Annotated in this window: 16 protein-coding genes and 1 riboswitch; of the genes, 6 read left to right on the forward strand and 10 right to left on the reverse strand. The window is 39.8% G+C overall.

The genetic code is table 11. The features are described 5' to 3' along the window. Nucleotides 1-199: 199 nt before the first annotated feature. The gene (locus tag ACINWC141_RS07060; protein ID WP_204389095.1) at nt 200-1012 is read left to right on the forward strand and encodes an MBL fold metallo-hydrolase; all 813 of its coding nucleotides are present in this window, start codon (nt 200-202) and stop codon (nt 1010-1012) included. Further along, entirely contained in the window at nt 1009-1587 is a 579-nt protein-coding gene (locus ACINWC141_RS07065; protein WP_034677910.1) for a dual specificity protein phosphatase family protein, read from the forward strand. The genes ACINWC141_RS07060 and ACINWC141_RS07065 overlap by 4 nt, the downstream gene beginning before the upstream one ends. 29 nt (nt 1588-1616) lie before the next feature. Here the strand turns inward: ACINWC141_RS07065 and ACINWC141_RS07070 are convergent, their stop codons facing one another. The 5 genes from ACINWC141_RS07070 to ACINWC141_RS07090 all read right to left on the reverse strand — a co-directional run bounded on the left by ACINWC141_RS07070 (nt 1617) and on the right by ACINWC141_RS07090 (nt 6980). Beyond that, nucleotides 1617-2714 (reverse strand): SPOR domain-containing protein, encoded by a 1098-nt coding sequence (locus tag ACINWC141_RS07070; RefSeq protein WP_009389698.1) that lies wholly within the window; start codon nt 2712-2714, stop codon nt 1617-1619. Continuing rightward, nucleotides 2705-3991, reverse strand: a complete 1287-nt coding sequence (gene folC / locus ACINWC141_RS07075; protein ID WP_009389456.1) for a bifunctional tetrahydrofolate synthase/dihydrofolate synthase — start codon at nt 3989-3991, stop codon at nt 2705-2707. The genes ACINWC141_RS07070 and folC overlap by 10 nt, the downstream gene beginning before the upstream one ends. After that, the gene (accD, locus tag ACINWC141_RS07080) at nt 3988-4884 is read right to left on the reverse strand and encodes an acetyl-CoA carboxylase, carboxyltransferase subunit beta (RefSeq protein ID WP_009389706.1); all 897 of its coding nucleotides are present in this window, start codon (nt 4882-4884) and stop codon (nt 3988-3990) included. Before accD ends, folC begins: the two co-directional genes overlap by 4 nt. Beyond that, complete coding sequence (gene trpA, locus ACINWC141_RS07085) at nt 4881-5684, reverse strand: tryptophan synthase subunit alpha (protein ID WP_009389329.1); 804 nt, start codon at nt 5682-5684, stop codon at nt 4881-4883. Before trpA ends, accD begins: the two co-directional genes overlap by 4 nt. A gap of 246 nt (nt 5685-5930) precedes the next feature. Continuing rightward, the gene (locus ACINWC141_RS07090) at nt 5931-6980 is read right to left on the reverse strand and encodes an AraC family transcriptional regulator (protein WP_009389688.1); all 1050 of its coding nucleotides are present in this window, start codon (nt 6978-6980) and stop codon (nt 5931-5933) included. A 121-nt stretch (nt 6981-7101) separates the two neighbouring features. Between ACINWC141_RS07090 and ACINWC141_RS07095 the strand changes: the two genes are divergently transcribed. Next, the gene (locus ACINWC141_RS07095) at nt 7102-7977 is read left to right on the forward strand and encodes a metal-dependent hydrolase (protein WP_009389605.1); all 876 of its coding nucleotides are present in this window, start codon (nt 7102-7104) and stop codon (nt 7975-7977) included. Nucleotides 7978-7985: 8 nt separating this feature from the next. Here ACINWC141_RS07095 and ACINWC141_RS07100 read toward each other — a convergent pair whose 3' ends face one another. Genes ACINWC141_RS07100 through ACINWC141_RS07115 form a run of 4 tightly spaced genes read right to left on the reverse strand, consistent with a single transcriptional unit; the run spans nt 7986 to nt 11414 of the window. After that, nucleotides 7986-8981, reverse strand: a complete 996-nt coding sequence (locus ACINWC141_RS07100) for a DUF2804 domain-containing protein (RefSeq protein ID WP_009389479.1) — start codon at nt 8979-8981, stop codon at nt 7986-7988. Between the two features lie 37 nt (nt 8982-9018). Then, nucleotides 9019-9531 (reverse strand): DUF1543 domain-containing protein, encoded by a 513-nt coding sequence (locus ACINWC141_RS07105; RefSeq protein WP_009389709.1) that lies wholly within the window; start codon nt 9529-9531, stop codon nt 9019-9021. 10 nt (nt 9532-9541) lie between these two features. Beyond that, nucleotides 9542-10771 (reverse strand): tryptophan synthase subunit beta, encoded by a 1230-nt coding sequence (gene trpB, locus ACINWC141_RS07110; protein WP_009389437.1) that lies wholly within the window; start codon nt 10769-10771, stop codon nt 9542-9544. Then, a complete protein-coding gene (locus ACINWC141_RS07115; protein WP_009389376.1) occupies nt 10746-11414 on the reverse strand; it encodes a phosphoribosylanthranilate isomerase in 669 nt (222 codons plus the stop codon). The genes trpB and ACINWC141_RS07115 overlap by 26 nt, the downstream gene beginning before the upstream one ends. A 126-nt stretch (nt 11415-11540) precedes the next feature. After that, nucleotides 11541-11747: riboswitch (cobalamin riboswitch) on the forward strand. Nucleotides 11748-11771: 24 nt separating this feature from the next. Between ACINWC141_RS07115 and ACINWC141_RS07120 the strand changes: the two genes are divergently transcribed. The 3 genes from ACINWC141_RS07120 (at nt 11772) to ACINWC141_RS07130 (ending at nt 15152) form a co-directional block, all read left to right on the forward strand. Further along, on the forward strand, nt 11772-13688 hold the full coding sequence (locus ACINWC141_RS07120) for a TonB-dependent receptor plug domain-containing protein (RefSeq protein WP_009389657.1): 1917 nt from the start codon (nt 11772-11774) through the stop codon (nt 13686-13688). A 96-nt stretch (nt 13689-13784) separates the two neighbouring features. Next, the gene (locus ACINWC141_RS07125) at nt 13785-14363 is read left to right on the forward strand and encodes a cob(I)yrinic acid a,c-diamide adenosyltransferase (RefSeq protein ID WP_009389416.1); all 579 of its coding nucleotides are present in this window, start codon (nt 13785-13787) and stop codon (nt 14361-14363) included. A 75-nt stretch (nt 14364-14438) separates the two neighbouring features. Then, nucleotides 14439-15152 (forward strand): glycerophosphodiester phosphodiesterase, encoded by a 714-nt coding sequence (locus ACINWC141_RS07130; protein WP_009389673.1) that lies wholly within the window; start codon nt 14439-14441, stop codon nt 15150-15152. A gap of 27 nt (nt 15153-15179) precedes the next feature. Here ACINWC141_RS07130 and ACINWC141_RS07135 read toward each other — a convergent pair whose 3' ends face one another. After that, a complete protein-coding gene (locus ACINWC141_RS07135) occupies nt 15180-15713 on the reverse strand; it encodes an META domain-containing protein (protein WP_009389246.1) in 534 nt (177 codons plus the stop codon). Nucleotides 15714-15917 lie beyond the last annotated feature (204 nt).

Genomic DNA, 15917 nt, shown 5'->3' on the forward strand with positions numbered 1-15917 from the left:
ATAAACGAAGCGCGTAGGCAAACATCAGAAAATTTCAAATAAGCCAAGCGCGTAGTAAATCTTAAGCAAAATAAGTAAATATCCCACCCTTGAAAAGTCATCCAACGCGATGGCTTTTTATTTATGTATTGAATACACATGGTTTTTACTGTTCAGATCAGTTATAACTCGAAGCGATTCGGTATAAAAAATAAAAATCATGATCTATAAAATTCATCATTTAAAGTGTGGCAGCATGTGCCCAGTTTGCGCTCCACTCTTTGGTCAAAAAGGTTTCCGGGCTGAAGTCATCTGTCACTGTCTTCTGGTTGAAACTGATCGGGGTCTAGTGCTTATCGATACAGGTTTTGGCTTACAAGATTACTTACATATGAAACAACGCCTAGGCACATTAGTTAAACGTTTAGGCAAAATTGAGCCTAACCTTGAGTTTAGTGCCATTCAGCAAATCCAAAAGCTCGGGTTTAATCCGAAGGATGTACAGCACATCTTTGTCACTCATCTTGATTTTGATCATGCAGGTGGAATTTCAGATTTTCCACATGCCACTGTGCATGTTTTAGCAGCAGAATATAACGCAGCTCAACTTCCAAATTTTAAGGGCAAACTTCGTTATAGAACTAATCAATATAAAGACCATCGCTACTGGAACTTTGTTGAATATCAGCATGGTGAAGCATGGTTTAACCTCGAAAAAGTAAAAGGCTTTCCTCAGTTTCATGATGAAATTTTAATGGTGCCTCTATTAGGGCATTCAGCCGGCCATTGTGGAATTGCGATAAAACAACAAAATCAATGGTTATTATTTTGTGGGGATGCCTACTACTCTCACCTAGAGCTAAACCCTAAAAATAAATTAAGATCACTCAGTCTGCTGGAAAAAACATTTGCAGAGGATAATGAGAAACGCCTTGTTAATCTCAAATGCTTACAGCATTTAGCTCAACATGAGCCAACGATTGAAATAATTTGTGCTCATGATCCTTATGAGCTTAACCGGTATCAAAAATGAAAAAATTAACGCTCATCACACTGCTCATCTGTATAAATTTACAGGGATGTATGCAGCATGAAAATATTGCACATGAGCATCGACCACAAGAATGGGGCACTATAGTCGCGCAGACTCATAATTTTTATCAAATTAGTAATGATGTTTTTCGCAGTGAACAACCCGATGCAGCGATGATTCCTGAGTTAAAACGTAATCGAATTGGAACTATTATTAATTTAAGAGCTAAAGATGCAGATACTTTAGTTTTTAAAAATGAAAACTTTAATCTTGTGCATATTCCTATCAATACATGGGCTATTGACCGACAAGACTTATTAGAAGTCATGCAACAAATTAAGATTGCAAAACAGAATAATCAACGTGTCTTATTGCACTGCTACCATGGTTCAGACCGTACAGGAGCTAGTGTTGCGATGTATCGAATTATTTTTGAGAATTGGGCAATTGATGATGCGATTAAAGAAATGAAACAAGGGGGTTATGGTTATCATATTATTTGGAAGAACATTGACCGTTTATTTACACCTGAAAATGTAAGATGGATTCAACAGCAACTGTCGAATCCATCTTAATAATTTTTTGAGTGTAAACTTTGATTTGACTAGCGTTGGTCTAACGGCACCCAATCAATGACCCAAGCCGATTTCATATTTAAACTTGAATCAGAAGTAATTTTCTTACGGGCTGCATCTGCTGTATCACGATCTTTCGCAGGTCCTACCATAATACGGATTCCCTTACTAGTTTGACTCGTGGTTACCTTATAGCCTTTAGCTCGTAATTTAGAAACAACGGCATCTGCGTTTGCTTGGTTAGCAGCCAATGCAACCTGCACCATCCACTTTTTATCACCATTTTCAAGCAGTTCACGTGCTTTTTCAGCTTCGGCTTTTTTATCTGCTTCAGCTTTGCGTTTTGCTTCAGCTGCTTTCTTATCGGCTTCTGCTTGGCGTTTTGCTTCAGCTGTTTTCTTATCAGCTTCCGCTTGGCGTTTTGCTTCAGTTGATTTTCTATCTGCTTCTGCCTGACGTTTTGCTTCAGCTGCTTTCCTATCAGCTTCTGCCTGTCGCTTTGCTTCAGCTGCTTTCTTATCAGCTTCTGCTTGGCGTTTTGCTTCAGTTGCTTTCTTATCAGTTTCGGCTTGGCGTTTTGCTTCAGCTGCTTTCTTATCAGCTTCCGCTTGGCGTTTTGCTTCAGCTGCTTTTTTGTCTGCATCTATTTTTGAAGTATCAGTTGGTTTATTCGCCGTATTGGTTTGCTGGTTTTTAGCTTTCGCCTCACCCACTAACTCTGGTGGAATATTATCTGAACTTTCTTGCGCTGCTGTACGACGTGCATTAATTGCAGCGTACTCCGCTGCAGCTTTACGAGCCGCATCAGCTTCAGCTTGCTGCTGCATTGCTAAAAACTCCGCTGCACGTGCTTCTTGTTCTGCAACAGCTTTTTCACGTGAACGACGTTGTTCTTCTAGCAACCGCTTTTCTGTTTCAACATCAACCGCTAGAGGTTGTAGTTGTACCATTTGTCCTTCGGTTGCTTGTTTTGGTTTAGTTTGAGCTTTTGGCGATGTGGATGCGGGTGGTTGAACTTCAACCTGTTTTATTTCCTCATTTCCTTTTAGAAGTAATGCTGCCAATAAAACACCACCTCCCAGTAAAACAACACCACCCATCCAGCGTTGTTTGTTATTCATTGACATTCTTCCAAATACTCCCAAATCGCTTCTAAAGTATGAAACGAACCACAGGCCAAAATCAGCTGATTGTTATTTGTTTGCTCAAGCGCTGATTTAAAAGCCTCTTTGATATTGCCATATTGTTGTACTCTCTGACCTTGCAAGGCATCATTGAGTTGCTGAATTGATGCAGCACGCGGCACATTCAACTCAGCAATTTTCCAATGTAAAACAGTAGGTTTCAATAAATCGACTACTGATTTTATATCTTTATCTGCCAGCATTGAAAATACTGCGACAACTTCTGTGTACTGTTTATTGTATTCTAAGAAATTTCGCAATTGCTTTAACAAAAATTCAACACCATGTGGATTGTGTCCAGCATCAAAAATTACCGTTTTCCCTTCCACTTGACGCTGTTCAAAACGCCCTGCTAAACGTGCAGCTCGAATACCTTTTTCTAAAGCAAACTGAGAAATCTCAAGTCCGCTATTTAAAATGGCAGCAACCGCCCCTGCAATATTTTCAATAGCTAAATGACCTAAAGGAAGCTTTAAAGTGGTTCCTTCTGAGGCAAAGTACCAGTTTTTTCCATCATCGGCGAGTTTATAAAAATAATCACGATTAACGGTATATAAAATTGCTTGCGTACTTTCTACTTTATCTTGAATTGCTTGCGGTAAAAGCTGTTCGCCGGCAAAAACAACTGGAATTTGTGGACGAATAATGCCTGCTTTTTCAAAAGCAATTTTTTCGATAGTATCGCCTAACCAGTCAGTATGATCTAAGCCAATATTAGTAATAACTGCAACGTCGGGATCAATTACATTAACGACATCTAAACGCCCGCCCAAACCGACTTCGAGCACCCATACATCACATTGTTGTTGTTTAAAAATAACAAAAGCAGCCAAAGTGGTTGCTTCAAAAAAAGATAAGCTTAAATCACAATCGCGACGAGCCTGATCGACTTGAACAAAAGCATCAATCAGACTTTGATCATCGACTTCAACTCCACCTAATTTGACTCGCTCATTAAAGCGATAGATATGCGGTGACTGATATAGCCCAACTTTATAACCCTGTGCGTTTAATATCGCGGCCAGTGTGGTTGTAGTTGAGCCTTTACCATTCGTTCCGGCTACTGTAAAAACTTTAGCAGTAGGCTGAGTTACACCCAGCTTTTCTGCAACAGGAATTACACGTTCCAGACCAAGATCTATCCCTGTAACGTGAACATGGCTCCAATAATTGAGCCATGTATCTAAAGAGTCTATTGAAAGTGGAGCTTGTTGATTCAAGGTAAGTTCATCAATTTCGATACAAGTCGAGATACAGTATCACGTAAAGCATGACGATGAACAATCTGATCGATTACACCATGATCAAGCAAATATTCAGCACGTTGGAACGGTTCTTCTAGCGTTTCACGTACAGTTTGTTCAATTACACGTTTACCAGCAAAACCGATCATCGCTTTAGGTTCAGCAATATGAATATCACCCAACATTGCTAAAGAAGCAGTTACGCCGCCATACACCGGATGTGTTAACACCACGATATAAGGTAAGCCTGCATCTTTTAATCTTTGAATCGCAGCCGAAGTACGCGCCATTTGCATAAGTGACAACATGCCTTCTTGCATACGTGCGCCACCAGAAGCTGCGAAACAGATCAATGGTTGACGTTTTTCAATAGCAAGTTCAGCAGCCTGAACAAAACGGTCGCCTACTACAGTACCCATAGAGCCGCCCATAAAGTCGAACTCAAAAGCACAAGCAATCATATCTACGCCATTTAAATTACCTTGCATGGCGATTAAAGCTTCTGTTTCACCAGTTTTGCTTTGCGCTTCACGCATACGTTCTGGATATGGCTTGGTGTCGACAAACTTTAACGGATCTTTCGCGCTAAATTCTTGCCCTAATTCTGCTACGACATTGTCGAAGAACCAGTTCAAACGATCACGAGCTTTCATTCGTAAGTGTTCATCACACTGTGGACAAACATATGCATTGAAAGAGATTGCTGTACGTGTCACTAGAGCATGACATTCAGGGCATTCAATCGTTGGCTCAGTAAATGTTGCTTTGAGAATTTGTTGCTCATTTGCGACTTCAATACCTGGAACCGGACGTTTTGTCCATGGTGTCGAAGGGCTAAGAACTTTCCCTGATTTCACTTCTTGATTCATACTAACTCATCGAGCGCTGCTCGAAGCTCCTTGACTTTATTCACCGTCTGTTCAACAGCGTCATCCGCTGCCAACGTTGCAAAATTTTTAACGAAAGCACTACCTACAATCACCGCGTCAGCAACGCTACCCATTGCTTTTGCTGAAGCAGCATCACTGATACCAAAACCAACACCTACTGGAATATCAGTGGCATTTTTGATTTTTTGAATACGTGCAGCAGCTTCTGCCGTATCTAGTGTTGCGGCTCCCGTTACACCCTTGAGTGAAACATAGTAGATAAATCCACTTGCCTGATTTGCCACATGTTGAATGCGTTGGTCTGTAGAAGTTGGTGCGAGCAAGAAGATTTGATCCATGTCATGTTGCTTCAACACAGCACCAAACTCTTTTGACTCTTCTGGCGGTAAATCCACCAGTAATAAGCCATCTACACCACACTCTTTCGCATGAGAAACAAACTTCTCGTAACCAATCACTTCAACCGGATTCAGATAACCCATTAAAACAACAGGTGTATCCCGATCCTGTTCACGGAACTCCTTTACCATATTAAGCGCATCTAATGTGTTAGTCCCTGCTGCAAGCGCACGTTCAGCTGCAAGCGCAATTACTGGACCATCGGCCATTGGATCTGAAAATGGTAAACCAAGCTCAATGACATCTACTCCTGCCGCAACCATTTTATGCAGTAACGGAACTGTTACTTGCGGTTGTGGATCACCCGCCATGACATAAGATACAAGCGCTTTACGTTGTTGGGACTTAAGCTTTTCAAAACGGGTGGCAAGACGTGACATAGGGTTGTGCTTTCCTTGAATTATTTAAAATTGAGGAGTTGTTTGTAGAAATACAAGAACATCGCATTTTAACGCTATTTTTTGTCCATTGAACAGGTCTAACGTTATGGCGATATTCGATTGTATGATTCATACAACCCATGGCGTACATTTATCAATATTTTGAAACTTTTCTCAATGATCAAAGCTTCCTATTTTCGAGCCATTATTAGATCGTCATCTGAACAGAAAATCACCATAGAAAGGCTATTTTATTGCATTTTTATTTGTTAGCTGTAATTGTCTTTTTCTTGCTAATAGGGTTTGTCCTGTCAAATTTTTATGGGCACGTGCAAGTGCTGACTGGTCCGAATATCCCAATTGTTCAGCAATTAAAGTGAGGCTGGCATTTTGGTTAAGCAATATCTCACAGCGTCTCATACGCTCTGCATCTAAAATTAATTTAAATGAAGTGTTTAATGACTGTAGTTGGCGCTGCAAGCTTCGTACTGAAATATTCAACTCGATGGCAATATCTTCTATTTTAGGGGCTTGCTGCCTTTGCTTAAAATATTCATGAACGATCCAATGAATTTGCTGAACTAAATCTGTATGTATTTTACGCTGAGCTAACGCTTCTTCTGCCTGTTTCACCAAAAGTTGCATTAAGGTTGGGTCTGCATGCTGAGGGCGAATACTTAATCCCTCACTTGCAAAAGTTAATGCATAGTAAGGTTTTTCAAATGATAATTTGCATTGAAAGAAACGCTGATAGTGTACTAACGGACCACGTGCACGGTGCACGAACTCAACTTGATGCAAGAGAAAATCATGTAATGGGGCTATCTGTTTAGCAAGCTGTACCATCGCTGCCAAAGTCAATTCACAAAGTATGATATTGCTGTCATCAACCAAGGGCCAATACAAACGAATTTTAGAAGCATCTTGCTCAATTTGCATAGGCACCACTTGCTCACCGTCAATCACCAGACGATGAAACTTCATAATATATTCAAGAACCTCTGCAAAACTGCCACTTCGGGATGCCATATAACCCAACACTCCAAAATTGGCAGGTGTAATGCAAGTGGCCATTTCCAAAGCTAAATTGGAAACTTGTAGCTGAGATTCGGTTAGCTCTAAAAGCTCAAGAAAAAAAGTTAAAGATGATTGAGCATCAATAGACGAAGCTAAAATATTTTGAACTTGGCGGGCCTGAACATCCGTTAGATTTATTGCCTGCCAGTCCATTTCCCTTTCTTTTAAGTAAGTATTCCAAAGGTAAAAATATCCATTTGAAATCGTAAAATCCTGCATGGCGCATCCTTTTTTTACTGCCATCTTGTCGCAAACTGTATAAAAATTGGCAATAACTGTCAAAACAAAGCCGACCAGCCGCGACATACTAGTAAACAAGTTAGATGCGAGAAATAAAAATATGAACGCACATGTTTCTTATCAAGTCGAGCCAGTGGTTCGTAAAGATCTAGATTTTCACTTAAACGAAGCACCTCGCTTTTGGTTTAATAATGATCCTTTTTTGACTCGTATGTTTGATGCACTCAGCTTAACCTTTCCAGATGGAGAGCGTTATTTTATCGAATGTGTTCGTATGTTCCGAGACAAAATTGATGATCCAGAACTACAAAAACGAGTTATGGACTTTATTAAACAAGAAGCTCAACACGGTATTGCTCATGACAAAATGAATCAGCTCATGAAAGAGCAAGGTATGCCTGTTGACCAATTCACAACCACACTAAAAAGAATTTTTCGTTTTGAACTTACCAAACGCTCACCGCAATACAATATTGCGATGACGGCGGCGGCAGAACATTTAACTGCATTAATGGCAGAAACCTTTTATAGCAATAAAAAAACATTGGAAAATGCACATCCGTATGTCCGAGCGCTGTTTGCATGGCATGCCATTGAAGAGATGGAGCACCGAGATGTTGCTTTTGATGTCATGAAACAAGTAGGTGAAGTTCCTGAGTCGACTCGTCGTTTTGTATTAGTTCTTACGACGGTGCTGATGTTTGGTTTTACGCTCTATCGCACGAATATCATGTTGAAATGTGATGGCTTTAGTTCTAGAGAACGACTCTTAATGAACCTTAAAGGCTTACCTTGGTTCTTTGGCAAAAATGGCACTTTAACTGCCATGAAAAACCAATATTTAGATTGGTTTAAAAAAGATTTTCATCCAAGTCAACATCCGGTCATTCGTCAATATCCTGTTTGGATTGAAACACTCGAAAAGACAAATGACCCTATTGCAGCTGGTGAAGCATTTTGGCAAGCAGGTTTATAACCTGCTTGTTACCATTTTGCATAATGTTGTTCGAGTAAACCGTATTGTTCTTTGCAATTGATTATATCGGTTGGCTCATGCTCAATCGTCCCGCTAATTTTAGCTTGCCACTGATTGAACTGGCTTCCAATCATTCTTAAATTAATATTTTCGTATCGACACCAACCAATATGGACCTGTAGATTAAGTTTTTGATCTAGAGAGCTAATTTTCCAAAGCTCATCATTTACTTTTTCAAATAAAACATCAGTCAGTGGAAATAAAACTCCGTTAATCCATAAGCAGTTTTCATTACCAAAGCTTTCATTAACCCCTGAAGCTAAATTTAAACCAATACGCCGCCCTTGCTCATCCCAGAAATTACATGAAAGCCAGAACCAAGCCGTTTCAGGTCGCAAAAAGCCACAAGTATCATCTAGCGATGCAAAAGTCTTTTCATCAAATTGTACAACTTGGTTTTGTTTATTAATAAACATCCCCTCTACACCTAGCGTGGTCTGCTTTTGGGTATAGGTCCAACCGTTAATTCCTGTCGGTGTACATAAACTTAAGATATCGGTCCCAGCACAAAAAATACGAGCGCTGAGTTGAATCTCACCATATTTGGTCACTCGAATGTACCGCACGCCATTGGCATGCTGAATATCAAACTGATAAGGGGATTTAGAAAAATAGCTTTGATTAAACAATGGCTGTTCATCAAGATAGGTTTTATGCCCCAAAGGCTGAATTGCATTCCACTCAATGACCTGCTGGGTTTCATGATCATAAATATAGAAAAAACCATGCCCAACCCAGCCAATATCCGCAATTGCCAGACCAATACTATAGTGTTTATGTTGAATGCCGCAGAATTTAAATTTCTTATATTTTAATTGCTTACGCCAGCCTTTTAAGACCTTACCATAAGGGGTTTTATAAATATAATGTTGTACGTGAATGGTTGACGGTACAGATTCAAAACGCCCGTAACGAGGCTGTCCATTTTCTTGAATTAAATCCATTTACCCACTTCCATATGAATATTAGATTTCAAATGACCTATACCACGGTCAAATACGTATTTTCCCAAATCGTTGCAGCAAAATCGCCTTTTATTAAATGAATATAGCGCCCTGCTACACAATCTATCGCTAAGCAGTCATCAATATCAATGACCCGATCTGTGTGTGGTTTTTGCCACTGTTGATCTATAAATTGTTTACCTAATTGTTTAGCAACGACAGCATTTGGTGCAACTACAAACTCATAACGGTGAAGTTCACCGAATTCACGAGCATTATATCCACCCAGATTAATTAAATATAATTTTAAATCATCGGGTTTAGGTGCAGCATCTGTAAAATGAATTTGATAATTTTGCCCTTGAGAGCTAACACCAGAGAGTTTAGCCCAAGCATCAATATGTAATCCTTGAGTCTCGCCAAACCAAGCCTGTTTAAGTTGAGGATAAACTTCTTCCAAAGTATCCCCTACAGCCATGACTACATCATGAACTTCTGTATTAGCGCGTGCATGACGCCCACCTAACATCACCATAAACAAGCTTGGCATTATAGTTCTCTTACATCTCGACCATTTCTACGCCATCAATGCGTGCAACAGTCATTAAATCTTTATCACCACGGCCTGAAACAGTCGCAATAATAATCTGATCTTTAGACATTGTTGGTGCAAGCTTAGAAACGTATGCCATTGCGTGCGAGCTTTCAAGGGCAGGAATAATCCCTTCGATTTTGGTTAAATCACGGAAACCTTGCAGAGCTTCTGTATCATTAATCGGCACGTATTCTACGCGTTTCATATCTTTCAAGAAGCTATGTTCAGGACCAACACCCGGATAATCTAGGCCCGCTGAGATACTATGTGTCTCAATAATCTGACCTTGCTCATCACTCATCAAGTAAGTACGGTTACCGTGCAATACGCCCACATGGCCTGCATTTAACGGCGCGGAGTGCTTACCAGTTTCAATACCCAAACCAGCAGCTTCAACACCATACATTTTCACGTTGGTATCGTTTAAGAATGGATAGAACAAGCCCATTGCATTTGAACCGCCACCCACACATGCAACCAATGCATCTGGTAAGCGACCTGCTTGCTCTAAGATCTGTTTACGTGCTTCACGGCCAATAATCGACTGGAAGTCACGAACGAGTTGAGGATATGGATGTGGGCCTGCAACTGTACCAATTACATAGTACGTCGTATCAACGTTGGTTACCCAGTCACGCATCGCTTCGTTCATGGCATCTTTCAGCGTTTTAGAACCACTTTGTACAGGAACAACTGTGGCACCCAACAAACGCATACGATAAACGTTCATCGCTTGGCGCTTAACGTCTTCGGCACCCATATAAACAACACATTCAAGCCCTAAACGCGCTGCAATTGTTGCAGTTGCTACACCATGCTGCCCAGCACCAGTTTCGGCAATAATACGTTTTTTACCAGAAAGCTTTGCCAATAACGCCTGACCAATCGTGTTGTTTACCTTGTGCGAGCCTGTATGGTTCAAATCTTCACGTTTAAGATAAATTTGCGCACCACCTAACTCTTTTGACCATCGCTCAGCATAATAAAGTGGACTAGGACGACCTACATAGTAGGCGAGATCGCGGTCGAATTCTGCCAGAAACTGTTCATCATTTTTCATGCGAGAATAGAGATTTTCTAAATCTTCTAATGCCGCCATTAAAGTTTCTGACACAAAACGTCCGCCATGGATACCGAAATGCCCTGCAGCATCTGGGTACTGTGTATAGTCAATCACATTGTTTTGCTGATCCACGTTGGACTCCTTGCATAAATCGTTCAATGAGTTGTTGGTCTTTTATACCTTTTGCGGATTCTACGCCTCCGCTCACATCTACTGCAAAAGCACCGGTAGTATGAATAGCGTCAATGACATTGTCAGGGGTTAACCCGCCTGCCAAGATTAATGGAATATCAAGTTTTGGAAATTTAGACCAGTCAAACTGATGTCCTGTACCGCCTTTAAGCTCAGGATGCCACGCATCGAGCAATACAGCACTGGCTCCTGCCGCCTGATATTTTTGAATTTCAGCAATTACATCTAAATCAGGTTTAACCTGAATCGCTTTATACCAGCGACGTTTACAATGGCGAGCTATTTCCTGACATTGTTCTGGAGTTTCATCGCCATGTAGTTGTAATACATCTAGGGGAACACAATCAAGTACATCCTGAATTTCAGTGGCACTTGCATTAACAAACAAACCAACCATTTGTACATAAGGTGGAATTACTTTTGCTAATTCTTGGGCCTGTTCAACTGTTACATGTCTTGGGCTTGGCGGGAAAAAAACAAAACCGATCGCATCTGCTCCAGCAGCAACAACTGCCTGAACATCTTGAATGCGAGTAATTCCACAGATTTTTGCGCGTGTACGTTTTTGGTTTGAAGGGCTCATGATCTGCCTAAACTACAACCATTTCTTAAAATAAACGCCATTGTAATGCAATTTTTGTCCCTTGCGTAAAAGTTCTCTGGGAATTGGGCTAAATGACATTGTATGAAATAAATCGCCACTTTATACTGCGTAAAATTGGAAGCAAGTATAAGCAATTAATGCTTTAGGGAAGCTGGTGAAAGTCCGGCACTGCCCCCGCAACGGTAACACTGTAAAGCATATTTTTTAAGTCGATATCGACTTACACCACTGCAATGATGTGGGAAGGTGAATATGTCCATAAATTAAATATGGCGCTGAAGTCCGGAGACCTACTTGTTTCATCTATCTACCCGATCATTCACGTGGGGTGAATGTATGGAGCATGTTATGTCTAAGTCTTTTCAACCTACCCGTCTGGTAGGGGCTATCGCTATTGCGATGGGGTTTTCGCCTGTTATTTTTGCTGAAGATACAACGAACGCAACTCAACTTGATCCAATTGTAGTCACTGCCTCAAAAAGTGCTGAAAAAGCGAGTGAGGTTCCGGCACGTATTTCAGTGATTTCTAAAGAAGAAATTGAAAAAAACCCTACTTCAAATTTATCTAATATCTTACAAAAAGATGCATCTATTTATGTAAAACAAAATGGTGGTCTTGGGCAAGGTACTAATCTTTTGATTCGTGGTACAAATCCAAATCATGTACTGTTATTAAAAGATGGGGCACGTCTAAATACTCCAAATACCCTTTCCCCAATTTATCCTGAACTTTTAGATACAACTAATCTTGACCGCATTGAAATCTTAAAAGGTCCTGCATCAGTTCAATATGGTACTGATGCGATTGGTGGTGTGATCCAAATGATTACATCTACACCTGAAAGAAACTCTGCATTCGTTACAGGTATTTATGGTGAGGATAATACGTATAAGGCGATTATTGGAACAGATTTAGTCAGTGATGCAGGATTCTTTGCTCAGATTCGTGGGCAAAGTATGGAAAGTGATGGAACACATATTTTCAACACACAACCAGACAATTTAAAAGCTGCTTATGATCAAAAAGGTTATAGCGCAAAATTAGGTTATGACAATAAGAATAATTTAAATACAATTGTTGAAATTTCTCAAAATAAGGGCGCTAATAATTATTCAGACAATGGTGGCATAAGCAATACAGCTAAACGTGAGTTTGACAATCAGTTAGTCAGTACCAGAGTCGAATACAAACCGACATCTAATATCACTATCAATACAAGATATTCTAATTTTAAAGATACACAAGAGTATCGTGAATCATCACCTTATCATGCTGACACTAAACGCAATGAAGGTGATTTAAATGTTAAGTGGCAATTTACACAGGCACAAAATATCTTGGTTGGCGCAAGTATTGATAATACAGAATATCAAGATGCCTCTATTTTAAATGGAAAGCAAGATATTGATTCTACTGGCTATTATCTACAACACCAATATAAAACTGATAAAATCAGCACGCAATTAGGCGTACGCCTCGAAGATAATGAAAAATTTGGAACACATAATGTGGGGCAAGGAGCTGTTCGTTATTTTGTATTACCGTCAACCAGTATTTATGCAAATATCGGAACAGCTTTTAGAGCTCCTTCACTTACTGAATTGTATTATCACAGCGAAGCTGATTATGGTTCTGGTGGAATTTATCATACTTATGGGAATACCAATCTAAAACCAGAAGAAAGTACTTCATATGAAATTGGCTTAGACCATCAGTTTACTCCTGCATTAACAGCATATTTATCGGTATACAAAACAGACGTCAAAAATTTAATTGCATCAAGTTCTAGTTTTGATGCTGCAACTAACACAACGACAAGTACTTATGAAAATCTAAACAAAGCACGATTTTCTGGTGGAGAGGCTGGTTTTAAATGGAAACAAGATGATCTATTTTTATCGACTGAATATGCCTATGTAAAAACCGAAAATAAAGAAACTGGTTTAGAGATTGCTTATCGTCCTAAGCAAACACTCACCTTAACTACAGGTTTAGAAAATACTGTTTACGGTATCAGTGCTTCACTTATTGCCCGCTCTAACTCTAATGCTCAAAATAGTGCTAATCCACAAAAAGTCCCAGGCTATGCTACTGTCGATTTAAATGCTTACTGGAATATCAATCCAAACGTTAAAGTATTTACTAATATCGAAAATGTGGGTGATTCTGAATATAAAACGGTTTACAACTTTGGTAATTGGTATGTGAATGGTGGCCGCCAAGCTTCTGTTGGGGTCACTTTCCGTTATTAATTTTTCACTCTGATTATAAAAATATTTTCTTAACTCCAGTTTCGGGGTAATGTTCTGACCGACATTATCCCTTTTTTATGTTCAGGATATCCATTCATGGGACACCGTTTAAGCAAAATCTATACACGCACAGGCGACTCAGGCACAACAGGTTTAGGCGATGGTTCTCGTGTTGCCAAAGATGATTTACGAATTGCAGCACTTGGTGATGTCGATGAACTCAATGCCATTATTGGGGTACTTCGTGCTCAAATCACAGCCAGTCAAGTAACTAATAAAGCTGATTGGGACAAAAGTCTCAGTCTTGTTCAACACTGGCTTTTCGATTTAGGTGGCGAGGTTTGTATTCCAAACTACAATTTACTTGAGCCTGTTTGTATTGAATTTCTTGAAAAAGAAATTGACCGTATGAATGAAGACTTGCCGATGCTTAAAGAATTTATTCTCCCGTCTGGTTCTTTATCTTGCAGTTATGCCCATCAAGCCCGTGCCGTTTGCCGCCGCGCAGAACGATCACTGCTGTCGGTACAAACACGCGACCAAAATATTCAAACCACGGCGCTCCAACTTTTAAACCGCCTGTCTGACTGGTTGTTTGTCGCATCTCGTGCTTTACAACGTGCGGAAGGTGGACAAGAAGTACTTTGGCAAAAAAATATTAATGAGATCATTTAAAAATAGATTAGATTAAGAATGGTCTCTGCTCTTTTTGAAGAGACCATCATTGAAAATACTTGATAGAAGAAAATTATGCGCATTATTGGTCACCGTGGTGCACGCAAAGAAGCTCCTGAAAACACGTTAGGCGGTTTTCAGCACATAAAAGACTTAGGTATTCGTGGTGTCGAATTTGATATTCGTCAACTTCAAGATCAAGAATTAGTCGTTATTCATGATGACAACTTTTTACGTACAGCTGGAGTCGACCACATTGTTGAGCAATCTAATTTGGCTCAAGCGTTGTCATTTGATCATCGTCGAAACTGGCCTGACTGGCCAAATTCAGAACCAACACCTACCCTTACAGGCGTTTTAAAATTACTTGATAACTTTGAACATATTGAAGTTGAAGTGAAAGCTGTAAGAGACATGGCTTTAGCAGAAAAAATTGTTGAAAAGCTTGAGATTGAATTACAGGGTTATGAAAAAGTCGTCACTATCACAAGTTTTGATCTTCAAATTTTAACCGCCTTACGTGAGATAAATTCTCAATTTAAACGAGGCTTATTGGTTGAGCTTCCAGTGGGTGCAATCGCAATTGAACTCGCTCATCAATATGGTTGCTGTCATATTGGCTGGCACGATCAACTCGCAACAGATGAAATGATTCAACTTTCCCAGCAGGCCGACTTAAATATTAGTGTCTGGACAGTCAATGATGTAGAAAGGGCAAAAAGGCTCAAGGATTTAGATGTACAAGGGCTAATTACAGATATTCCAACCACGATGTTACAAGCCCTATAAATATAAAAAAGGTGGTAAATCCACCTTTTATTTCTTTTGTGCTTGAATGAGGCGTTGTCCACTCTGATCGAGCAGATATAAGGTATTACCTACTAACTGGAAGCGTTGAATACGTTGTAAAGCATCCACCAACTCTGCCTCTTGAGCCAAAGCACCATCACAGCTTAAATGTCCTGCATTTACCTGCATATCAAGTTTTTGCTGGCTGAAATCAAATGTATATCGACCAAAAACGCCGTTACAGCCCGTATGGCCTGATACTGTTTTGATCGCAGAATTTAGAGAAAGAGTCGGCCACTGTGTAAAAAATTTTGCTTTATGACCACTGATTTGAGTGATCTGCCAATCAATATCTTGAATGCCATCGGTACTCACTCGTTTTTTTACAACTGGAGGTTGAACATGATGAACTGTTTTTTTTGTTTGAACTTTTTTTGTATTTTGATCGGGTGCACTTTGACATGCGGCTAATACAAGACTGATTGTGACCAAGATACACTTCAATGATAATTTTCTTGCAATATCAATGCTGTTCTTTTTTTTCAATCGTTGTACGTTCATTAAACAACTTCTCCTACTTGAAAAACTCTGTGACATAGTTTAAATCTGTTACCGTTCTTTCAATACATCTGTACAATAATGTTAGTGATTCTCACTAAGCACGTGCTAATATGAGGGATAGAATAGCAATATATCTTGATGATTGGTTTTGCTATGTCGTTTTGTCTTTGTACCTTGTCTAACAAGGATTCTAGGAGCGCTGCC

The sequence above is a fragment of the Acinetobacter sp. WC-141 genome, assembly GCF_000313935.1.
In the GTDB taxonomy this organism is placed as follows: domain Bacteria; phylum Pseudomonadota; class Gammaproteobacteria; order Pseudomonadales; family Moraxellaceae; genus Acinetobacter.